This window comes from Candidatus Phaeomarinobacter ectocarpi, from assembly GCF_000689395.1.
In the GTDB taxonomy this organism is placed as follows: Bacteria; Pseudomonadota; Alphaproteobacteria; order CGMCC-115125; family CGMCC-115125; genus Pyruvatibacter; species Pyruvatibacter ectocarpi.
Genome location: NZ_HG966617.1, coordinates 1,239,274 through 1,260,658, shown reverse-complemented (window position 1 = coordinate 1,260,658; position 21,385 = coordinate 1,239,274). Strand labels below are relative to the sequence as shown.

Annotated in this window: 16 protein-coding genes and 1 pseudogene; 3 read left to right on the top strand and 14 right to left on the bottom strand. The window is 56.2% G+C overall.

The annotated features are described in order from the left end of the window. Positions 1 to 31 precede the first annotated feature (31 nt). The 8 genes and pseudogenes from rseP to rpsB all read right to left on the bottom strand — a co-directional run. Positions 32 to 1,180 (bottom strand): RIP metalloprotease RseP, encoded by a 1,149-nt coding sequence (gene rseP / locus BN1012_RS05925; protein ID WP_043948913.1) that lies wholly within the window; start codon positions 1,178 to 1,180, stop codon positions 32 to 34. Positions 1,181 to 1,251: 71 nt separating this feature from the next. Beyond that, on the bottom strand, positions 1,252 to 2,469 hold the full coding sequence (locus tag BN1012_RS05920; protein ID WP_043948912.1) for a 1-deoxy-D-xylulose-5-phosphate reductoisomerase: 1,218 nt from the start codon (positions 2,467 to 2,469) through the stop codon (positions 1,252 to 1,254). Then, complete coding sequence (locus tag BN1012_RS05915) at positions 2,466 to 3,377, bottom strand: phosphatidate cytidylyltransferase (RefSeq protein ID WP_052534682.1); 912 nt, start codon at positions 3,375 to 3,377, stop codon at positions 2,466 to 2,468. The genes BN1012_RS05920 and BN1012_RS05915 overlap by 4 nt, the downstream gene beginning before the upstream one ends. Continuing rightward, positions 3,359 to 4,168: an isoprenyl transferase gene (locus BN1012_RS05910; RefSeq protein ID WP_081826244.1), complete on the bottom strand. Its 810-nt coding sequence runs from the start codon at positions 4,166 to 4,168 to the stop codon at positions 3,359 to 3,361. Before BN1012_RS05910 ends, BN1012_RS05915 begins: the two co-directional genes overlap by 19 nt. Before the next feature lie 73 nt (positions 4,169 to 4,241). After that, a complete protein-coding gene (frr, locus tag BN1012_RS05905; protein WP_043948911.1) occupies positions 4,242 to 4,811 on the bottom strand; it encodes a ribosome recycling factor in 570 nt (189 codons plus the stop codon). A 57-nt stretch (positions 4,812 to 4,868) separates the two neighbouring features. Continuing rightward, positions 4,869 to 5,594 carry a UMP kinase gene (gene pyrH, locus BN1012_RS05900; protein ID WP_122381347.1) on the bottom strand — a complete coding sequence of 242 codons (726 nt, stop codon included), beginning with the start codon at positions 5,592 to 5,594 and terminating at the stop codon, positions 4,869 to 4,871. Between the two features lie 137 nt (positions 5,595 to 5,731). Then, complete coding sequence (gene tsf, locus BN1012_RS05895) at positions 5,732 to 6,658, bottom strand: translation elongation factor Ts (protein WP_043948910.1); 927 nt, start codon at positions 6,656 to 6,658, stop codon at positions 5,732 to 5,734. A 161-nt stretch (positions 6,659 to 6,819) separates the two neighbouring features. Next, positions 6,820 to 7,611: pseudogene (gene rpsB / locus BN1012_RS05890) on the bottom strand (30S ribosomal protein S2); the annotation flags it as partial. A 330-nt stretch (positions 7,612 to 7,941) separates the two neighbouring features. On the opposite strand from rpsB, the gene BN1012_RS05885 reads away from it, so the two are divergent. Next, entirely contained in the window at positions 7,942 to 10,173 is a 2,232-nt protein-coding gene (locus tag BN1012_RS05885) for a molybdopterin-dependent oxidoreductase (protein ID WP_043948908.1), read from the top strand. A gap of 7 nt (positions 10,174 to 10,180) precedes the next feature. On the opposite strand, the gene dnaE is transcribed toward BN1012_RS05885, so the two are convergent. The 4 genes from dnaE to proS all read right to left on the bottom strand — a co-directional run bounded on the left by dnaE (position 10,181) and on the right by proS (position 17,361). Then, positions 10,181 to 13,657 carry a DNA polymerase III subunit alpha gene (gene dnaE / locus BN1012_RS05880; RefSeq protein ID WP_043948907.1) on the bottom strand — a complete coding sequence of 1,159 codons (3,477 nt, stop codon included), beginning with the start codon at positions 13,655 to 13,657 and terminating at the stop codon, positions 10,181 to 10,183. Between the two features lie 354 nt (positions 13,658 to 14,011). Further along, positions 14,012 to 14,716, bottom strand: coding sequence for an ABC transporter ATP-binding protein (locus BN1012_RS05875; RefSeq protein ID WP_043948906.1), 705 nt, complete (start codon positions 14,714 to 14,716; stop codon positions 14,012 to 14,014). Next, complete coding sequence (locus BN1012_RS05870) at positions 14,709 to 16,034, bottom strand: lipoprotein-releasing ABC transporter permease subunit (protein WP_043948905.1); 1,326 nt, start codon at positions 16,032 to 16,034, stop codon at positions 14,709 to 14,711. The genes BN1012_RS05875 and BN1012_RS05870 overlap by 8 nt, the downstream gene beginning before the upstream one ends. A gap of 7 nt (positions 16,035 to 16,041) precedes the next feature. Beyond that, entirely contained in the window at positions 16,042 to 17,361 is a 1,320-nt protein-coding gene (gene proS / locus BN1012_RS05865; protein ID WP_043948904.1) for a proline--tRNA ligase, read from the bottom strand. 133 nt (positions 17,362 to 17,494) lie between these two features. On the opposite strand from proS, the gene BN1012_RS05860 reads away from it, so the two are divergent. Both BN1012_RS05860 and BN1012_RS05855 read left to right on the top strand, forming a co-directional pair. Further along, a complete protein-coding gene (locus BN1012_RS05860; RefSeq protein ID WP_145973428.1) occupies positions 17,495 to 17,962 on the top strand; it encodes a hypothetical protein in 468 nt (155 codons plus the stop codon). Further along, positions 17,959 to 18,939, top strand: a complete 981-nt coding sequence (locus BN1012_RS05855) for an alpha/beta fold hydrolase (RefSeq protein ID WP_043948902.1) — start codon at positions 17,959 to 17,961, stop codon at positions 18,937 to 18,939. Before BN1012_RS05860 ends, BN1012_RS05855 begins: the two co-directional genes overlap by 4 nt. Here the strand turns inward: BN1012_RS05855 and BN1012_RS05850 are convergent. Beyond that, positions 18,936 to 19,547: a glutathione S-transferase family protein gene (locus BN1012_RS05850; RefSeq protein ID WP_043948901.1), complete on the bottom strand. Its 612-nt coding sequence runs from the start codon at positions 19,545 to 19,547 to the stop codon at positions 18,936 to 18,938. The genes BN1012_RS05855 and BN1012_RS05850 overlap by 4 nt on opposite strands. Before the next feature lie 12 nt (positions 19,548 to 19,559). Next, a complete protein-coding gene (locus BN1012_RS05845; RefSeq protein WP_052534680.1) occupies positions 19,560 to 21,296 on the bottom strand; it encodes a hypothetical protein in 1,737 nt (578 codons plus the stop codon). Between the last annotated feature and the right edge of the window lie 89 nt (positions 21,297 to 21,385).

The following is a 21,385-nucleotide window of genomic DNA, read 5'->3' as shown; positions in this document are numbered from 1 at the left end:
AACTCAGGAAAACCATTAAAAACGGCCAAAATCAGGAAAATACAGAGCCGATATAGTCGAAGACCCGCAGGTGAACCAAATCATTCCATGTTGCAAAAAGCATCAAAGACATAACGGCTGCTAACCCAATACGAAAGCCGTATTCCTGCGCTTTTTCCCCCAATGGCTCCCCACGAACCGCTTCCGCTGCATAATACAGCAGATGGCCCCCATCGAGCATGGGAACCGGGAACAAGTTTAACAGGCCAATTGAGACCGACAAAATGGCTGCAAGGTTCAACAGAGCGATCAATCCAAGTGTCGCGACCTGCCCTGAGACCTGTGCGATTCTCAGTGGACCGCCCAATTGGTCCGCGTCCTGGCGACCGACGATGATGTCGCCCAGATAGGTCATCGTCGTTGAAATGATGAAACCTGTTTCCTCAACGCCCTTCCAGACCGCCACAGCCGGGTTGTAGCGCACTGTAGTGATGTCACCTTCCGCGTTTTTGCGGGTCAGGCCGATCAATCCGATACTCTGCGTATTGCCGAAACGGTCGGTGATTTCACGCAGCTGAGGAACAACTTCGAGATCCACCAACGATCCATCGCGTTCAACCGTGAAGGCCAAGACCCTTTCCGGACTTGTCGACACGATACGTTGCATATCGTTGAAGCTCGCGATTGCGCTGCCGTCAATTGAGACCACAAGGTCGCCCGGTAAGAAGCCCGCGTCCGCAGCAGCGCCGTCGGGCTGCACCTCATCCACACGTGGCGCTGTTACGCTTTGTCCGATGACGGAGTACATGAACGCAAAGATGACAATGGCCAAAAGGAAGTTGGCCACAGGTCCTGCGGCCACAACAGCGGCACGTGCATGCAGTGGCTTGAACTGAAAGCAGTCTTTGCGGATTTCTTCAGGCAGGCTCGACAAGGCTTCTTTGTCAGGCGTGCTGGCTGCATTCTCATCGCCGAGGAATTTCACGTAGCCGCCAAGCGGCAGCCAACCGATTTTCCAACGCGTGTTGTTCTTGTCGGTCCAACCGACGATCTCACGCCCAAAACCAATTGAGAATTGCTCAACGATGACGCCAAACCAGCGTGCGACCAAAAAATGGCCCATCTCGTGAATGAACACGACAAGAGACAGGACGAAGATGAAGGGTATGACGTACCCGAATAGTCCGGAGATGAAATCCATTTAGGTGGTGACCCTAACCTTCATTGCTCGCGTCTTTTGAGAGCACCCATGGGTGGCACTCCCTCGATTTGTTACGTTCGGCGTATTGCAACCAATTCACTCGCAATGACACGCCCGGCCTGGTCAAGCATCAGCACATCTTCAAGGTTTGCGGGTGCCGCATCCAACCCCTGCGATAATGCGCGTGACATGGTTTCCTCAACAATCGCCGCAATGTCGAGAAAACCGACTTCTTCGCCTAGAAATGCTGCAACGCCCACCTCGTTGGCAGCGTTGAGGAGTGTAGGTGCCGCCCCCCCGGTTTGCAAGGCGGCAAGCGCCAGCCTCAGCGCTGGAAAGCGTTCTAAATCAGGGGCTTCGAAGGTCAACTGGGCAACTTCAGCAAGATCAAGACGCGGCGAAGGCGTGGCCATTCGCTCCGGCCAGGCCATGGTGTGTGCAATCGGAATGCGCATGTCTGGAGACCCGAGCTGCGCCAGCACCGATCCATCTGTATAGGCGACCATGGAATGGATGACAGATTGGGGATGCACGATCACTTCCAGCTGATTGGGTTCAACACCAAACAGGTAGTAAGCCTCGATGACCTCCAGCCCTTTGTTCATCAAAGTAGCGGAGTCGACCGATATCTTTGCGCCCATCGACCAGTTGGGGTGCGCCACGGCCTGCGCCGGCGTTGCAACTTCCATTCTGGATTTCTGCCAGGTACGAAACGGACCACCGGACGCCGTTAGAATAATCTTCTCCACCGCCTCATGGTTTTCTGTTTCAAGCACCTGAAAAATCGCATTGTGCTCGGAGTCGACCGGGAGCAGCGTCGCACCCGCATTCTTCACTGCTTCCAGGAAAACAGTGCCGGCGCTGACAAGACACTCCTTGTTGGCAAGAGCAACGCATGCGCCGCGTTTCGCGGCGGTGAGCGTTGGCTGAAGTCCAGCGGCCCCTACAATGGCACCCATGACAAATTCGGAATCGCGATCGGCTGCCTCGTTCAGCGCATCAGCACCTGCCGCAGCTTCAACACCAGAGCCGGCCAGTGCATCTTTGAGATCCTGATATTTGTCCGGGTTCGCAACAACGGCGAAGCGTGCTCCGAAATCACGGGCCTGTTTGGCAAGCAGGTCGACGTTCGAGTTTGCGGTCAGAGCATCAATTTGAAATCGGCCCGGATCACGCGCCACCAAATCAAGAGTGGATGTGCCCACCGAACCGGTGGAACCAAGCACGCAGATGCTTTTGGGTGCCTTACTGCTGCTTTCAGCAGGGTTGGTATCCACGGCAATGCTCATAAGACAAAAATCCCCAAACCGATGCCTTTTCCCTCTTCGGCAAGAATGCCGATCAGAGCCACAAAGGCTGTAGCAACTGCAGCAAAAATTAGCCCATCCACCCGATCCAAAACGCCCCCATGGCCGGGGATAAGAGCCCCTGAGTCTTTCACATCGGCATACCGTTTCAAGGCAGATTCGGCGATATCACCAATCTGGGCAATCACAGCTGTGGCACCACTTATCAACGCAAGCAGAATGGGCGAGTCCAACCCCAGAATAATCGAGGTTGCGGCCCCTGCTACCGAGGCCCCGGCGACTCCCCCCAGAAGGCCGGACCATGTTTTAGCCGGCGAAAAACGTGGCGCCAGTTTGGGCCCGCCAATCGTGCGACCGGTCACAAACGCCATTATGTCGGTTGCCCAAACGACAGCGAGCAGCCAGTAAAGCGTCCACATGCCCCAATCGCCACCGGAACGTAACCATACGATGGCAATGCAGGGGAGCAGGATGTAAGGAAAACCGATCATGGGCCAGCGCTTGCCTTCGTCCCGCCACACGACCACTCCCATAGCCACGGCAAATCCTACCGCAGCCGCGAGTAAGGCAAACAGGGGCATGCCTGCTCCGGCTAGCCCGACAGCAATGATCGCGGTTACAGCGTGGATGACATAGTCGGCATTCAGATGGCTGCCGCGCACTAGGCGCGCCCATTCATATGTCATGAGCACCGCAGCAAGCATGATCAACGCAGTGAACGCCAACCCGCCCAGATAGACGAGGTAGATCGCGCCAGGTGCGAGCACCGCAGCAGACGCTATCCGCAGGAATAATTCCTTGGAGCGTGGCGGACGCGGCGGGACGTTGTCCCCATCATCGGACGGAGACGTTCCATTGTCGCCTGAGGCGCCTACGGCTGGGGTGTCCATGGCTCTCTCGCACCAAAGCGCCGTTCGCGCGAGGCATAATCCGCAAGTGCCTCGCCCAACACATCGTCGTTGAAATCAGGCCAAAGCGTATCCACAAAAACCAACTCAGCATACGCCGCTTGCCAGATCAGGAAATTGGATAGGCGTTTGTCGCCGCTCGTCCGGATTATGAGATCGGGGTCCGGCAGATCATGAGTGTCCAAATGGTCTGCCACGGTGTCCGGCGTGATATCACAAGGATTGAGGTCACCGCGCGCCACAGCTTCCGCAATGCGCAACGTAGCCCGTGTGATTTCACTCTGCCCGCCGTAGTTGAAGGCAATGGTCAATCGCAGACCAGCATTGCCTGCCGTCAGTTCTTCTGCTTCTGCAATCATCCGCACAATGTCGTCTGCCAAACCTTCACGCGATCCAATAATCCGAATACGGACATTATTCTTGTGAAGTTCCGCAAGGTCACGACGGATGTAGAGGCGCAGCAGGCCCATCAGGTCCTCCACCTCGTCCGGCGGGCGACGCCAGTTCTCCGTAGAGAAACCAAAAAGTGTCAGATAGGGAATGCCGCGTTCACCCACCGCACGCACCATGCGCCGGACGGTTTCCACGCCCTGTCGATGGCCAAGCTTCCGGGGCAGATGCCGCTTTGCTGCCCAGCGCCCATTGCCATCCATGATGATAGCCACGTGCCTTGGCAGTGCTGCATTCACAGCCTGTGGCGCAGACCATTCCTCAAGCACCTGCTGGTCAGCGGTGCTTTGGTCAGATGGGACTGGGGCTTCTGCTCGATGCATGGACCAAGAGTATCAGGTAAAGCGTTGAGTGCACGTTACCGGCAAAACTGCCGAAAACAGACGAAAACTCGCCTTATACCTGCATAATCTCCGCTTCTTTGGTGGCTAGGGCAGCATCAACGTCAGCGACAGCTTTGTCTGTCAGGCCCTGAACCTTCTCAGACAGCTTTTTGTGATCGTCCTTGCCGATATCACCACCCTTTTCGGCTTTTTTAAGATGATCCATCGCATCCCGACGCACATTGCGCACAGAGACACGGGCAGCTTCAGCGTATTTGCCGGCAACCTTGGTCAATTCAACGCGACGCTCTTCGTTGAGTTCCGGGATACCGACACGGATAAGCGTACCGTCTGCAACCGGGTTTACGCCCAAACCTGCGTCACGAATGGCCTTCTCAACCGGACCTACGAGTCCCTTGTCCCAGACTGAGACCGTAATCAGGCGTGGCTCGGGAACCGACACATTACCCACCTGATTGAGGGGTGTTTTTGCGCCGTAGGCATCGACCATCACCGGGTCAAGCAGTGATGCTGACGCGCGGCCAGTGCGCAGGCCGCCAAATTCACTCATCAAATTGTCGAGTGCGCCATGCATGCGCAGTTCGATGTCATCCAGGTCTACACCTGATCCGTCTTCGGCCATGTTGGCTCTCCTTAGGTCTGTCGTGCAATCACGGGGCAAAGGCGAATTGCTCGCGCGTCAGGCTGCTTCGTTCTCAACTATTGTTGCACGGCCTTCACCCTTGAGAACCCGGCCAAACTCGCCGGTCTCATGAATATTGAAGACCACGATCGGAATTGAATTGTCGCGACACAGGCTGATTGCGGAGGCATCCATGACCTTAAGATCATCTGCCAGCACCTGCATGTACCCAAGCCGCTCATAGCGTTTCGCATCAGGGTCGAGCTTAGGGTCAGCAGTGTAGACACCATCAACCTGTGTGCCCTTCATCAGAGCATCACACCCCATTTCGGACGCCCGCAACGCGGCGGCTGTGTCTGTCGTGAAAAACGGATTGCCAGTACCCGCTGCAAAAATAACCACTCGGCCCTTTTCCATGTGACGCACAGCGCGGCGGCGGATGTAGGGCTCGCAGACAGTCGTCATGGGAATAGCGGAGAGGACCCGTGTGGGGACACCTTGTTGCTCAAGGCCGTTTTGAACTGCCAGGGCATTCATGACAGTTGCCAGCATGCCCATGTAGTCAGCGCTGGCTCGGTCCATGCCTTCTGCAGCCCCCTTGAGGCCACGAAAAATATTACCGCCGCCAATCACAAGGCAAACTTCCACGCCAATCGCCAGGGCTTCCTTCACCTCACCGGCAATGCGCTGCACAACATTGAGATCAATGCCGTAGGCCTCTTCGCCCATCAGTGCCTCACCAGACACTTTCAGGAGCACGCGTTTGTACTGAGGCTCGGACATGAACAAGGCTCCGACGGCGACTAACAGCAAAAGTGGGCAGTAGATGGTACTGCGCCGCCGACTCATTCGAGGCGGCGGCGCTGCATATTGGACGATGCGAGGCTCAGTTTCCAGAGCGTCCCGTCTGAGTAGAAAGCCTAGGAATTGGCGGCAGCTGCAACTTCGGCAGCAAAATCCGTCTCTTCCTTCTCGATGCCTTCGCCAAGCTCGAAGCGCTTGAAGCCCTTGAGTGCAATCGGGGCGCCAACATCGCCTTCAGCGTTCTTGATCGCTTTTTCGACGGTATTATCCGGATCAATCACGAAAGCCTGCTTTGAGAGCACGACTTCTTCGTAGAATTTGCGGATACGACCTTCGACCATCTTGCCAATGATCTCTTCGGGTTTACCACTTTCACGTGCTTCCGCGGAGAGTACTTCGCGTTCCTTTTCCACTACCGCCTGATCAAGATCAGCTTCGGTCAGCGCAAGTGGGTTGGTGGCGGCAACATGCATTGCGACCTGGCGGCCCAGTTCGTTGAGCTTTGCGGCGTCCCCTGTAGATTCAAGCGCGACCAGCACGCCGATTTTGCCAAGACCCGGGGCAACCTGATTATGTACGTAAGCGGCAACCGCTCCTGCACTTACTTCGAGGCTATCGCTGCGACGCAAGGTCATGTTTTCGCCGATGGTGCCGACCATTGCAGTCACATGATCTGCAACCGACTTTCCAGCACCTGGGAATTCCGCGCTCTTGAGCGCTTCGAAGTCGCCACCTGTAGAAGCAGCCACACCAGCAATGCCGGAAACCATTTCCTGGAAACCTTCGTTGCGAGCCACGAAGTCGGTTTCTGAGTTTACTTCCAGAACAACGCCGCGTGTGCCTTCAACGGCAACAGCAACAAGGCCCTCAGCAGCAACGCGGCCTGACTTCTTGGCAGCTTTTGAAAGGCCCTTGGTGCGCAGCCAATCAATGGCGGCTTCCATGTCGCCGTCGGTTTCCTTGAGGGCTGCTTTGCAGTCCATCATGCCCGCGCCGGTAGAGTCGCGGAGCTCTTTCACCATGCTGGCAGTAATATTGGCCATTGGGTGATCCTCTTTGGTGTTTGTCTAAATGGGGTTTGGGCACCTTGCACCTGGCAATTCCTCGCCATGGCCTTAGCGTCCCGATGCGTCGCCAGCATGACACTCTGCAAGCAGCAGAGTGTCATGCGGCAAATGCGTTAGGCAGTTTCTGCAGGTGCTGCTTCTTCTGCCGGAGCCTCAGCAACTGCTTCAGCCACAGGCTCTTCGGGAAGTACTTCCGCAATCGGCTCGTCAGCTTCGCCTGGGTCAAACGCGGCACCGCCCTGACTGCGCGAGATACCGTCAAGCACAGCGCGGGATGCCAGATCGCAATAGAGCGAAATAGCGCGAGAGGCATCGTCGTTACCCGGGATCGGGTACGTGATGCCGGAAGGATCTGAATTGGAGTCAAGGACGGCAATGACTGGGATACCCAGCTTCGCCGCTTCCTGAATTGCAATCTGTTCCTTGTTGGTATCCACAACAAAAATCAGGTCAGGTACACCGCCCATATCGCGGATACCGCCAATTGCCTGGTCAAGCTTGTCGCGGTTACGTGTGAGAACCAGACGCTCTTTCTTCGTGAGGCGCAGGCTTTCATCCGCCAGCTGCTCATCATATTCGCGCAATTTCTTGATGGACGCGGACACGGTCTTCCAGTTGGTCAACGTACCGCCAAGCCAGCGATAATTGATGTAATACTGGGCGCAGCGACGTGCAGATTCTGCAATTGGGTTGGACGCCTGCCGCTTGGTGCCGACAAACAAGACGCGACCGCCACCGGCGGCAACGTCGCTTAGTGCAACAAGGGCCTGGTGCAACAGTGGCACGGTCTGAGCAAGATCAATGATGTGGATGTTGTCGCGGACGCCGAAGATGAACTGGCCCATTTTCGGGTTCCAGCGGTGGCTTTGGTGTCCAAAGTGTACGCCTGCTTCCAGCAGTTGGCGCATAGAGTATTCTGGCAGGGCCATGTGCCTTGCTCCTTTTGTTTTCCGGTTCAGCCTCTGCAAGGGAGGAAGAGCGGCTGGCTAGAAGCCCGGACCGCACCGGATGGACTGGCAGGAATGTGTGCAAATGCGCCAAAAACTACGCTTTTGCGGGCCCTGACACCCCGTCCCTCGCATGTGGATTACGGGGCGGTATAAGGGGTTAGGGCCTGAGGCGCAAGGGCTGGTGTTTTTGGCTTCGGACCTCAGCTTTGGTGAAGTTCATAGTCACCTTGCAACGAGGAGCTAGCGCCAGACACTTAACGTGATAAACTATTTTTCAAAGAAACAAAAATTGCCTTTGGGGAGCGACCGATGGATCACGTCCGGACCACCTGCAGCCTTTGCGAAGCCTCCTGCGGCGCAGTCATGACCGTAGAGGATGGCCGGATACTCAAAGTGGTAGCTGACCGGGATGACGCCTTGTCGGGCGGATTCATCTGCGCCAAGGGCGCCGCTATTCCCGACCTTGAGGCAGACCCGGACCGCGTCCGCACGCCGCTTCTCAGAAAAAACGGAGAGCTGCAGCCTGCGAGTTGGGAAGAAGCTTACGCATTCATAGACAATCGACTAACCGCAATCCTTGAGGAGCATGGTCCCCAGGCCACGAGTGTTTACGTCGGCAATGCCGCTGCTCACAACCTGAACATCATCACCTATTTCGAAGACTTGGCGAAAGCGCTCGGCACCACCAACCTGTTTACTGCGGCAAGCCTTGATCAGAATCCAAGGCAAGTAATGTCCGGCCTCTTGTACGGGGACGAATTTGCACTCTACGTGCCGGACATCGACCGCAGCCAGCTTGTCTGGATCATGGGAGCCAACCCAGCAGAATCCAATGGCAGCATGATGGTCGCGCCTGGTTTCCTGGGCCGTATGCAGAAAGTACATGAGCGCGGCGGGCGGACAGTCGTATTTGATCCGCGCCACACAATGACCGCATCCCGCGCAAGCGAGTATGTTCCCATTACGCCTTCCGGTGACGCTGCATTTCTGGCGGGAGTGGCGCATACACTGCTCAAACTCGGCCCACCGGAAACAACGGCGCTCTCGCTTGTTGATGATCTAGGGACAATAGAAAAGTGGCTTGCTCCCTTTACGCCTGCGGCGGTAGCGGATGCGTGTGGCATTGACGCAGAAACGATTGTCAGACTGGCCACCGAACTAAGGGAAACAGAGGCTGCGACCGTCTATGGCCGGATCGGCACGACTACACAGCTTTTTTCATCGCTCACCTGCTGGTTGATGGACATGGTCAACATCTTTGCCGGCAACCTTGATGTGATTGGCGGATCCATGTTCCCCAAGCCGCTCCTTGCTCAGCCAAATACCATTGGTCCATCCGGTGTCGGCGCTGGTTTCACGGTTGGCAAATGGAAGTCCCGTGTCAGTGGCGCACCTGAGGTCGTCGGACAGATGCCGATGGCCTGCATGGCAGAGGAGATGGACACCCCGGGTGAAGGAAAGATACGCGCGCTATTCTGCCTGGCAGGAAATCCCATCACTGCCAGCCCGGATACGCAACGAATGGCTACAGCCATTGATGGGCTCGACCTGCTTGTATGCCTGGATATCTATCAGGGCGAAACAGCATCCAAGGCCGACGTCGTTCTGCCTTCGCCGCCAAGGCTCGCCCGGGCCAATTACGACGCCTACCTTTACAGGTTCACAGTGCGCAACTACGGGCGGTACACACAGCAATACCGCGCTCTGGAAACACATGAGCGTAGCGATCGGGAGACATTGCTTCGGCTTATGGCAATTGCTCAGGGGCACGGCTGGGACGCTGATATTGATGCTCTGGAAGATGCAACGCTGGTGGCGACCGTTGAGGCAATGACGCAGCTACCCGAGTCGGCAATCGAAGGCCGAAATCCTAAAGAGATCATGACTGCCCTACGCGCTCTTGAACCCATGGAACGGCGCATGGATTTTGGATTGCGCATTGGACCATTCGGAGACGGCTTTGGCAGTCGCGAAGGTATATCGCTGCAAACCCTCAAGGACTCGCCGCAGGGCGTTGATTGTGGGCCGCTGGTTCCACGTCTGCCGGAGGCACTACGCACGGTGTCCGGGCGTATTGAGGCCGTTCACGACATTATTGGGACCGAGCTGGACCGGCTGATGACATGGCTTGGTGAAGCGCGACCGCGCTTCACCCTTATTGGACGGCGTCAGTTGCGCTCCAACAACTCTTGGTTCCACAACCTGAAGAAGATGCAGCACCCAACCCGGGAATGTACCGCGCAAATCAACCCGCAAGATGCAGCCACCCTGGGAGTAAAGTCCGGTGATCTGTTGCGTGTTTCCACGCCGAAGGCTGCGATCGATATTCCGGCGGAGGTGAGCGACACACTCTCGCCCGGTGTTGTTTCCATTCCCCATGGCTGGGGGCATGAAATGCTCGACGGCAAACTGAACGTTGCGAGCGCAAACCCCGGGGTCAACGTCAACAGGATCATCAACTACGACGAAGTTGATCCGCTGACATGGAACGGAAGACTGAATGGGATGCCGGTTGATATCACCAAGCTGGCAATAAACTGATACCCGGTTACAGATCCTCTACGTGCGCGACGCCGTCAATCGCCTTGAGTGCACCGCGTGCCTGAGGGGTTACTTCAAAGCGCCCGGGCAAAGTGATTTCCACTTCCTTCTTACCGCCTTCGGCATCGACGATGAGACTTAACTGCCCCCTGCCCTTTGGTGGCAAACAAGCCTGAATGCTGGTGAGGGCTTTTGGGTCATCCACAAACAGGCGCAAGCCGTTGGAGGTCTCTGACGCTACCTTGTCCACTGGCTGAACAGTCGCAATCTTGAGCCGAACATCATCTCCGTCCACCTCTGCCTCGACCCCCACGACCACAGACATGTTGGGTTCAAGAAAGTCACGTGACATCGCCAGTGCATCTGAAAATATCACCGCCTCAAATTCGCCTGTGCCGTCTGACAGACCCATAAATGCAAAACTGTTGCCGCTCTTGGAGCGACGCTCCTGCTTGTAGGCCACAGTGCCGGCGAGTTTGCCGACACGTGGCCCCCCGGATGCAATAGCCTGCACAAATTCCGCATAGGGCTTGACGCGGGCGCGCCGCAAGGCATCCCGATAATCGTCCAGCGGGTGGCCCGACAAATAGAAGCCGACGGCCTCCATTTCATGACGCAACCGCTCCATGGGCATCCAATCGCGCTGGTCTCCCAGTCGCAGATCAGGGGCGACACCCGGCCCATCACCAAACAGACTTGATTGTGAACTTTCGCGCTCTGCGTCAGCACGGCTCATCTCAGCCATGACCTTATCGGCCGCCCCATGCAGTCGTGCGCGATTTTTGTCCACACCGTCGAATGCGCCCGCGCATGCGAGATTTTCAATAGCGCGTTTGTTCACATGTTTCGGCGATACGCGAGAGGCAAAGTCTGCAACTGATTTGAACGGGCCGTTCGATTTTCGCTCCTCCGCCAGGTGATGCATGGCCTGCTTTCCTACATTGCGAACTGCCGCAAGTGCATAAGAAATGGCGCCGTCAATCACCGTAAATTCTGCGCCGGACTGATTTATGTTTGGCGTGTAGACCTCAATCTCCAATCGCTGCGCCTCGCGCCGGAACGTATTGAGTTTGTCCGTATTCCCCATATCAAGGTTCATTGATGCCGCCAGGAACTCCACAGGATAGTTGGCCTTGAGCCAGGCGGTTTGATACGCGACCAGTGCATAGGCAGCTGCATGACTCTTGTTGAAGCCGTATCCAGCGAACTTGTTAACCTGCTCAAAAATTCCAGCAGCCTGCTTGCCATCCACCTTGTTTGCTTCCGCGCCCTCAACAAAGCGAACCTTCTGCTTGTCCATTTCGGCCTGGATCTTCTTGCCCATGGCACGGCGCAACAAATCAGCGTCACCGAGTGAATAGCCGGACAGGACCTGGGCAATCTGCATCACCTGCTCCTGATAGATCATGATGCCGTAGGTTTCGGTCAGGATCGGCTCAAGACTTGGATGCAGATAGTCTGGTTCTTCATCGCCCTTCTTCACAGCGAGGTACTTGGGGATGTTGTCCATCGGGCCGGGACGATAGAGCGCCACAAGGGCAATGATGTCCTCAAACCTGTCAGGCTTCATTTTGCGCAGGATGTCGCGCATGCCTGAACTTTCAAGCTGGAACACGCCCACAGTCTCACCGCGCGACAGCATCTCGTAGGTCCCGACATCATCAAGCGGCAATGCCTCGATGTTGACGTCAACGCCGCGATTCTTCAGCAGCTTCAGCGCGCGCTCAATGACGGTGAGGGTCTTCAGGCCAAGGAAGTCAAATTTGACGAGCCCCGCCGGCTCTACCCATTTCATGTTGAATTGAGTCACCGGCATGTCTGAACGCGGATCGCGATAGAGAGGCACCAGCTCCTGCAGCGGACGGTCGCCAATCACCACGCCGGCTGCGTGGGTGGACGCGTGGCGGTACAGACCTTCCAGCTTCAAAGACATGCTGATCAGCCGGTCGACAATTTCCTCAGACCGCCGCGCTTCCTGCAGCTTTGGTTCGCCCTTAATGGCTTCTCCGAGGGTCACCGGATTCGCAGGATTATTCGGCACGAGCTTGCACAGGCGGTCAACCTGGCCGTAGGGCATCTGCAAGACGCGCCCAACGTCACGTAACACAGCACGGGCCTGCAACTTACCGAATGTGATGATCTGGGCTACGCGATCGCGCCCGTATTTCTCCTGTACATAGGAGATCACTTCATCGCGACGGTCCTGGCAGAAATCGATATCAAAGTCGGGCATTGATATGCGTTCGGGGTTCAAGAACCGTTCGAACAGCAGACCAAACCGCAACGGGTCAAGGTCTGTGATGGTGAGTGCCCAGGCGACCACTGACCCCGCACCGGAACCGCGGCCCGGGCCAACCGGGATGTCATGCTGCTTTGCCCACTTGATAAAGTCGGCAACGATCAGAAAATAGCCGGGGAATCCCATATTCTGGATAACGCTGAGCTCAAACTCAAGCCGCTTCCAGTAGTCTTCCTCCGGCGCGAAGGTTCCCAGTGCCTCTAGCCGGGCGCGCAACCCCTCCTCAGCCTGACGTTTGAGCTCGGCTGATTCACCTTCGACGCCGTCCAACCCTTCAAATCGTGGAAGGATTGGATCAATGATGCGAGGGCGATACGCACACCGCTGGGCGATCTCGACCGTTGATGCGATTGCTTCAGGCAGATCGGCAAAAAGCGCCGCCATTTCCGCGCCTGACTTGAACCGGTGATCCGGCGTCATACGACGGCGGTCTTCCTGCATCACATAAGCGCCGTCTGCGACACACAAAAGTGCATCGTGGGCTTCGTAATCATCAGCTTCAAAGAAGAAGACTTCGTTGGTGGCAACCAGAGGCAAATTCTGGTCATAGGCAATATCCAGAAGCAGGGGCTCAGCCGCGGCCTCCTCAGCCATACCGTGCCGCTGGAGCTCAACATAGAGCCGCTGGGGAAACGACTTGGCCAGTGTCTGCGCAAGCTTTGTTGCCGGGTCTGATTGCCCGGAAACGATGAGGCGATTTATCGGGCCATTCGGTCCACCGGTGAGACAGATAAGCCCTTCGGCATGGCCGGCCAACTCTTCAAGTGAGATGTGCGGCTGCTCGGTGCCGTCGGTTCCCAGATAGGCCTCTGAGGTAAGGGCCATCAAATTGAGGTAACCGACTTCGTCCTTTGCAAGGAGCGCGATTGTTGGGTCGGGAGGACGGACACCTCCGCCTCTCACAGGCTCAACCTCTAGGTCCAATGCGAGGGTACACCCAATTATGGGCTGGACGCCTGCACCAGAGAGTTTTTCAGAAAATTCAAGAGCGCCAAACAGATTGCCGGTATCGGTAATGGCCACCGCTGGCATATCCATTGACTGACAACGACCGGGCAAATCCGGCACCCGCACGGCACCTTCCAGAAGGGAATAAGCCGTATGAAGTCTCAGATGGACGAAGACAGGATCTTTGAATTCCCTGATCTCGTCCGGCGTTGCGCCTAGGCTCGATTCGTCACTCATGGCCAAAGTGTACCGCCAAGTGATCCGGCCCGGTTACCGGGGTTTCAGTTATCCCCAGAAAAGTCGCCTGACGCAGTTGGTTGTGGATTACCCGGCAGCCTGCGCGGCGGCGGTCAGCGCAAAGCCACTCCACATGACAGCACCGAGAACGAAAAGAGCAGCAGTATCTTTGACCCATTCAGACATAACCAGCCTCCAGCTGTGACGTTCAATCTGAAGACATCATGTTCTCTTTTTGTTCTTTTGGTCAAGTACCCATTTTGTTCTTTTTATCAAAGAAGCCACACCGTGTCGACTTCAGCAATTTTTGCCTGAAATCTTGGGACTTTTCTCAAGGTCATAAAGGTCCGCTGCTCAGAGCTGGTTGCCGGCAATATCAGCGCCGTCAACCAGCAGGCCTTCATGCAGAAGGACCACCCGGTCCATCTCACGGGCCAGGTCGAGGTTGTGAGTGGCAACGAGTGCTGCAACACCTTCACCGCGGGTCAATTGGACGAACTCGTTAAACACACCACGTGAGGTCTTTGGATCAAGATTGCCTGTTGGTTCATCCGCCAGCAAAAGCCGGGGCCGATTGGCCAGCGCTCGGGCAATGGCCACCCGTTGCTGTTCACCGCCAGACAGCTGCGCAGGCCGGTGCTCCAGGCGTTCTTCGAGGCCAAGCCGGCCTAGCAGGCGTTCAGCGACAGCAACGGCTTCCTTGCGTTTCACGCCCGCAATGAGCTGCGGCAGGACGACATTCTCGGTCGCCGAGAACTCGGCAAGCAGATGATGCGCCTGATAGACGAAGCCGACCTCGGTTCGGCGCACGCGCGTCTTCTCGGAATCCGATAGACCCATGCACGGAATGCCGCCAATTTCGACCTCGCCTGCATCAGGCTGTTCCATCAGTCCTGCTATATGCAGCAACGAGGACTTGCCCGCGCCGGAAGGGCCAACAAGGGCAACCAATTCGCCAGGTTGAACAGACAGATTGGCTCCGCGGAAAATCCGCAGTTCATCCTCACCCTGCATGAATGTCCGTTCAACACCCTGCAGTTCCAGTGCGGCCTTACTCATATCGCAGTGCCTCTACCGGATCGAGGCGGGCGGCGCGCCAGCTTGGATAGATCGTCGCGAGCAAGGAGAGAACAAGTGACATCACCACAACGGAAATGACCTCGCTCATTTCCATTTCGGCCGGCAGCTCATTGAGGAAGTAAATGGCAGGATCAAACAATTGGGCGCCAGTCAGGAAGATCAACGCCTGACGAATGGCTTCGATGTTTTCGCAAAACAGAACGCCGATGATGAAACCTGCAATCGTTCCCAATACGCCGATGGCCGCCCCGACAATCAGAAAGACACGCATCATGGCGCCGCGCGTCGCACCCATGCTGCGGAGGATCGCAATGTCCGGCCCCTTGTCCTTCACCAGCATGAACAGACCCGAAATGATGTTGAGCGCTGCGACGAGGAGGATCAGCGTCAGAATGATGAACATCACGTTGCGCTCGATCTGCAGGGCATTGAAGAACGTGCCATTCATTTGCTGCCAGTCATAGACGTTCGCAATGTCTCCGGCAGCGGCCTTGATCGACGGCGTAAAGTCTTTCACTCGATCCGGTTTCTCGATCATGACCTCGATGCCGGACACGGAACCGTTCTGGCGGAAGAAGGCTTGCGCTTCACTCAGCGGCATAAAAATGAAGCTTGAGTCATACTCAGACATTCCGATCTGGAACGTCGCGGCAACAATGTAGGCTTTTACACGCGGCGTTGTTCCAAAGGGGGTCGATGCGCCTCGCGGTGATAGCAGCGTGATCTTGTCACCCACACCAACGCCAAGCGCCTGAGCAAGTCGCGCGCCCAACAGCAACGGGCTTTGGCCGTCTGCTTCAAGATTGCGGTAGGTGTCCAGCGAGCCCCCTTCGATGCCATCAGCGATGATATCAAAGTTGGCCAAATTCTCGGTCGACATTCCACGCACGAGAGCACCGGATGCTGTCTGGCGGGCAGATGCCATGACCTGCCCCTCGACAAGAGGTGTCACCCGCACCACGCCGTCTACTTCGCGGATGCGTGCGGCGGCTGCCTCATAGTTGATGAAAGTGCCCGTTGCTGACTGCACCATCATGTGGCCGTTCAGACCCAGAATGCGCCCGATAAGTTCCGTACGGAAACCATTCATCACCGCCATGACGATGATCAGCGTGGCAACGCCCAGCATGATGCCAATGAATGAGATCAGCGCGATAACGGAGATGAAGCCTTCTTTACGGCGCGCGCGCAAATAACGCCCTGCAAGGAACCACTCAAATGCCGAGAACGGCATTGTCGACCTGCCCGACGCCTTGTCCGCTTTGGTCCAGTCGGTCTGTTCAGCAATCTCGGTCATAGACAGATTACCCGATCAATTTGTTGAGAGCCGTGTCGATCGTCAGTTCTTCTTTTTCACCCGTCGCTCGGCGTTTGAGTTCAACGGTACCGTTCTTCAGACCACGAGGTCCGATCACCAACTGCCAGGGCAGCCCAATCACATCCATGGTCGCGAACTTACCACCTGCCCGTTCATCCCGGTCGTCATACAGTACATCCAAACCGGCATTTGTGAGTTTCGCGTAAACGTCATCACAGGCGGCATCGGTCGCATCGTCGCCCGATTTCAGGTTGATCAGGCCCACATGGAACGGCGCCACCGCGTCCGGCCAGATGATGCCGTCATCGTCATGACTGGCTTCAATGATTGCCCCCATCAAGCGGGAAACGCCGACACCATATGACCCCCCATGCAGCAGGACTTCCGAGCCTTCAGGCCCTTGCACAGCTGCCTTCATGGGCTCTGAGTACTTGGTGCCGAAATAAAAGATGTGTCCGACCTCGATGCCTCGAGCGGTCAAACGCTTGTCTTCTGGCACTTCGGCTTCAAAACGTTCTGGCTCATGCATCTCGTCGGTTGCAGCGTACAAACTGGTTCGGCCAGCAACGATGTCAGACAGATCGCCGTCGAAATCCGTGTCCTCACCTGGAATGTCCATGTCGACCAGGTCGCGATGGCAGAAGACTTCACTTTCGCCCGTGTCAGCCAGAATGATGAACTCGTGTGATAGGTCCCCGCCGATGGGGCCCGGGTCTGCTTTCATGGGCACAGCCTTGAGGCCCATCCGCCCGAAGGTGCGCAAATAGGCAACAAACTGCTTTTGATAGGAAATGCGGGCGGCTTCTTCCGACAGGTCGAAGGAGTAAGCGTCCTTCATCAGGAACTCGCGGCCGCGCATGACGCCGAAGCGCGGACGGATCTCATCGCGGAACTTCCACTGGATATGATACAGCGTGAACGGAAGGTCCTTATACGATTTGATATCGCGTCGGACGATGTCGGTGATCATTTCCTCATTTGTCGGGCCATAGAGCATATCGCGCTCGTGACGATCCTGAATGCGAAGCATCTCCTTGCCATAACCGTCATAGCGGCCGGACTCGCGCCACAGATCCGCCGACTGCAGGGTGGGCATCAGCAACTCGACGGCACCCGCCCTCGCCTGCTCCTCACGAACGATCTGCTCGATCTTGCGCAGCACGATGTGGCCAAGCGGCAGCCAGGCATACATGCCAGCGCTCATCTGGCGGACCAGCCCAGCCCTCAACATGAGGCGGTGGGATACGATTTCGGCTTCCTTCGGGGTTTCGCGAAGGATTGGCAGGAAGAAACGACTGAGGCGCATGGGGGCTAAATTCGCTGTTTTTGGGCAGGACTCGATATGGCGGCCTGCCATGTCTGAATTGTGGCGGGACTATAAGCGATTGAACACAAAAGCGAGAGAGGGAATTGAGACCCTGAAATAGGAGGTAATTGGGGTGCGGAGCCAGAATAGCCAGTTTGGCCTCATGGAACAGATTCTCACCGCGCTTACGCTCATGGCCGAAATGGGCGACTACATACCGGAGCACGTCGCTCCGTGGCTCACATGGATGCAGATCGTTCTGATCGCACTTCCTTTTGTATTTATCTACTACCGCGCGGCCCGGATGATGATCCTTGCGCAGGTCGTTAATTTCCTGATCGCCACAATCGTCTTCATGGCAGAAGGAAACCAGGTCACGCGTCTCTTCGGCTTGGGCCATATCGCATGGGTCTATCCAATGATCCTGTACTACAAGGACATTCGCTCTGAGTACTGGAAGCCCTATCGGGTCTATGCAGCTATTGCGGCAGCAACCATCGCCATTTCTCTGGTGATGGATGTTCGCGATGTGGCGCTATGGGTGGGTGGTGATCGTGGATCCACACTTGTTGGCCTCCCGGAAGGATACCCCGCCCGATGAAACGCATTGCCCTGTATGCAGCCGGACTGATTGTCGGCCTTCCCCTCACACTTTTGGCGCTTGGCAGCATCTATCAGATGGCGGCGGCCGCTATGGACCGCTCGGCTTACCCCATGGCCGGCGAGTTGGTGAGTGTGGATGGCGTAGACCTCCATCTTCATTGTTCTGGTGAAGCTAATGCCGGGCCTACAGTCGTATTGCTAACTGGAATGGGCAGCCTTTCTTCTGCCTGGCAACCCGTCATGGACGGTCTGGCAACTACACATCACGTATGCACCTACGACCGTGAGGGCACTGGCTGGAGTTCTGATAGCGGACAGCCACGTGATGCCCTGATTGCCGCATCGCGACTTCGCGACCTTGCCGCAAACAACGGTTTTCGCGGCCCGTACATCCTTGTCGGACATTCCTATGGCGGCGTCGTCGCGCGAATTTTCGCCGACACGTATCCACAACTGACGGGCGGCATTGTGCTTGTTGATTCTGCCCATCAGGACATGGGGCAACGTTTTCCCGAGGAGGCACAAATTGCATTTGCTGATCTTCTCGCCAGTTTCGCTTTGGTCGAGAAACTCAACTACACGGGCATTCCACGTGCCTTCTCGCTCATGGCCCCTGCGGTTGACGGGTTGGAAGGCGAAAACCTCGCGGCCAGCATGAGCAAGTTGAACACAGTGGAGCACATGCGTGGCTCTGCTGCAGAAGCTGAAGGCTGGGAACGCAGTGCATCTCGAGCACGGCAGGTCGCAACACTTGGTGATATGCCGCTGTTCGTCCTGGTTGCAAGCGGCTGGCCCAAGTTCATGGTTCCCAGTTGGCTTGAAATGCAAGGTGAGCTTGCTGCCCTCTCGTCCAACAGCAGATTTGATGTGGTTGAGGGTGCCAACCATTCCCAGATTGCGATGGATAAAAGATATGCCCCCCGCGTCGTCGCAGCGGTCCGCCATGTTGCAGATCAAGCCGCAGGGACGAACTAGGCGTTTGCACTCTCTCGTGCTGACATCATTTCATGCCAGGTCTTGATATTCGTATGTTCCGCTTTGTACGGAACCCCAACAAGAGTGGTAATGAAATCCAGAGTTGGCAGTGCCACGCTTTCGACGATTGAATAGCGATCGGAAGCAAGAAATTCTTTGCCCTCCAATGCCTTGTTCAAAATGTCATAGAAGTAATACGTCCGCGCTCGACCGAACTCAGCAGTGCCAGGGTTCTGCTCGAGCAAATGGGCCGTCAACTCATTGCCATGTATCCAGACAAGCCCGGCGGGGGACATCAAATACATCTCGATACGCCGTAGCCACATGTCTATCTCAGCAATCTCACCTGGTGCCGCACCGAACAGATTGGGCTCAGGGTGGAGGGCTTCAAAGTATCGGCAGATAGCGACGGACTCTGAAATGCAAGTCCCATCATCCAGCTCAAGCACGGGAATCCCACCAAGCGGATTCTTTTCGAGGAACGCCTCGGTTCTACCTTCCCGCTTGCGGATATCGATTTTCTCGTACTCTGCCTCAATGCCTTTTTCGTGCAGAAAGATGCGCACGCGCCTTGGGTTCGGCGCTATGCCGTAGTCATAGATTTTCATGGATGTACTTTTCTACAAAGACGGCTGACCGACCGGTATCTGCGATGGTACCGCGTTATGGGCCTCAACCTTGGTTTTAAGGTTTCTGGACAGCAGTGCTGGAATATTCACGTCAGGCGGTGACTCCACGCCACGACCTGAGTAGAGACCTTTGCCCGGGGCTTGCAGGCTCGCGAGATCATGGCTCATGTCCACGTCGTATGTGCGATCAATCTGAAAACGCAGATGCTGCTCTGCCTTGTACCAAGCTGTTTTCACAGCACCGTCTTTGCATGAAGCCAGTTCCTGTGGGTCTGTCGCACCCCAGCGGCGTTCCACACAGTGATAGGGATCGAAGGACATATCCCACAGACGTTGCATGACGTCCTCGAGGTTGAGGCGAACCTGCTGTGCATTACTCTTGCGATATGTCACTTCGCAGGCGTGGCTTTCTTCGTAGAACGCGGCCATCAAGTCAGCGGCCAGATCCGTTCCCTCGTAGCTCAGCTTTGGATCACCGGATGCATGCATGTCCAGAAGCTGTTGAACCAAATCATACGTCTCTTTGAATGATGTTTTGAGACGGGCATCTCGGGAAGGAGTTGAGTAGCTCTCCCAGATCCCTTCCGTTCCGTAGATGTTGTCCGGCAACTGGCGCGGCTGGTTGTATCTATGAATGCCTGTCTTGATTGCGATGTCGACAGCATGTTTGCGGGCTGCGATGTCCTGACATAGCGACGTCATCATCGCGCGCAATTCACGAACCGGGCGATACTTAAGGTCGCCGACGGAAAGCGACGCACGCACCCACTCGTAATAGTTCAGGTTCTGACCTTTGACCACAAAGGACGGTTCATACCACTTGGTGAAATTGAGCACCTCGGTGCCGGCGTATTGCTCAAGTGAAAAGTCCGCCAACTCGATGTTGGCCGCACCCGTTACACGACCGCCGTACAGCACGCCATTGGCCGCACGCTTGTAGCCTTCAAGCTGGATGGGACGCCAATTTTTGAAACCTGTGCCGAGTTTCGCCTGAGTGCGCAAAAAGTTGCGGCCAAAATAGCTACGCGAAAGAGACTGGTCAGGGTGCGCCGCGAGGGTGAGCACGCGCCCATCTTCCGTCACTTTGTAAACCATGGTGACGTGACCGTTGACGTCATACACCACAGTACCTGGACGAATGGTGTCCCGGTTTATGTCCGGTGAGTAGTGGTCGGTAAAGTATGGGGTGGCTTCCGCCGCCGCATGATGGCGGTACATCCCTGTCGAGACCGCTCCGATGTAACGAATGAAGTTCACGGCATTTATACCGGTCTTGGCATCACGACGCGCCACAACCTGATTGCCATCCAACGAGTAGCGGATGTCACTACCTGGCCCATCGCCTGATCGCATTGCGGTTTGGTGCGAAAACGGAAGTCCATTTTTCCACGCATAATAGGCGCGCAGCATGTAGGGCATGTCCGCGCAGTCTGCCCACCACTTCACATAGGGGTCTGTCGCACGATAGGGATTGGCTGGGCTCTTCAGACAGTCATTCATGGTGAAGCAGTCGGCCTCACCCAGTGCGGTAATGAATTCACTGAAGCCGCGCTCGTCCGATTCACTCCAGTGGTCTTTTGTGATGACCCATTGAGATGAACGCGCGGCCTGAGCTGCACCCACAAAAGATGCCGTGAAGGCAAACGCACCCGCGGCTACCACAGTAGTGCGCGCAAGGGCCTTGAACGTGGAGAAAGGCGCTTTGTTCAGCGCAAGAAAATCTGGCATACGGTTGCCCCCAACAAACACCCGTTAAGTCCATTTGCGGACCTGCGCTGCATCATGCCTGTTCCCCCGTTTTCCATACCCCGAAAACC

Coding starts and splice junctions, on each gene's coding strand:
- BN1012_RS05845 (WP_052534680.1), bottom strand. CDS start 21,296: ATGCCAGATTTTCTTGCGCTGAACAAAGCGCCTTTCTCCACGTTCAAG.
- BN1012_RS05875 (WP_043948906.1), bottom strand. CDS start 14,716: ATGAGTAAGGCCGCACTGGAACTGCAGGGTGTTGAACGGACATTCATG.
- BN1012_RS05885 (WP_043948908.1), top strand. CDS start 7,942: ATGGATCACGTCCGGACCACCTGCAGCCTTTGCGAAGCCTCCTGCGGC.
- proS (WP_043948904.1), bottom strand. CDS start 17,361: ATGCGCCTCAGTCGTTTCTTCCTGCCAATCCTTCGCGAAACCCCGAAG.
- BN1012_RS05850 (WP_043948901.1), bottom strand. CDS start 19,547: ATGAAAATCTATGACTACGGCATAGCGCCGAACCCAAGGCGCGTGCGC.
- BN1012_RS05915 (WP_052534682.1), bottom strand. CDS start 3,377: ATGGACACCCCAGCCGTAGGCGCCTCAGGCGACAATGGAACGTCTCCG.
- dnaE (WP_043948907.1), bottom strand. CDS start 13,657: ATGAGTGACGAATCGAGCCTAGGCGCAACGCCGGACGAGATCAGGGAA.
- BN1012_RS05910 (WP_081826244.1), bottom strand. CDS start 4,168: ATGCATCGAGCAGAAGCCCCAGTCCCATCTGACCAAAGCACCGCTGAC.
- BN1012_RS05920 (WP_043948912.1), bottom strand. CDS start 2,469: ATGAGCATTGCCGTGGATACCAACCCTGCTGAAAGCAGCAGTAAGGCA.
- pyrH (WP_122381347.1), bottom strand. CDS start 5,594: ATGTCCGAGCCTCAGTACAAACGCGTGCTCCTGAAAGTGTCTGGTGAG.
- frr (WP_043948911.1), bottom strand. CDS start 4,811: ATGGCCGAAGACGGATCAGGTGTAGACCTGGATGACATCGAACTGCGC.
- tsf (WP_043948910.1), bottom strand. CDS start 6,658: ATGGCCAATATTACTGCCAGCATGGTGAAAGAGCTCCGCGACTCTACC.
- rseP (WP_043948913.1), bottom strand. CDS start 1,180: ATGGATTTCATCTCCGGACTATTCGGGTACGTCATACCCTTCATCTTC.
- BN1012_RS05855 (WP_043948902.1), top strand. CDS start 17,959: ATGAAACGCATTGCCCTGTATGCAGCCGGACTGATTGTCGGCCTTCCC.
- BN1012_RS05870 (WP_043948905.1), bottom strand. CDS start 16,034: ATGACCGAGATTGCTGAACAGACCGACTGGACCAAAGCGGACAAGGCG.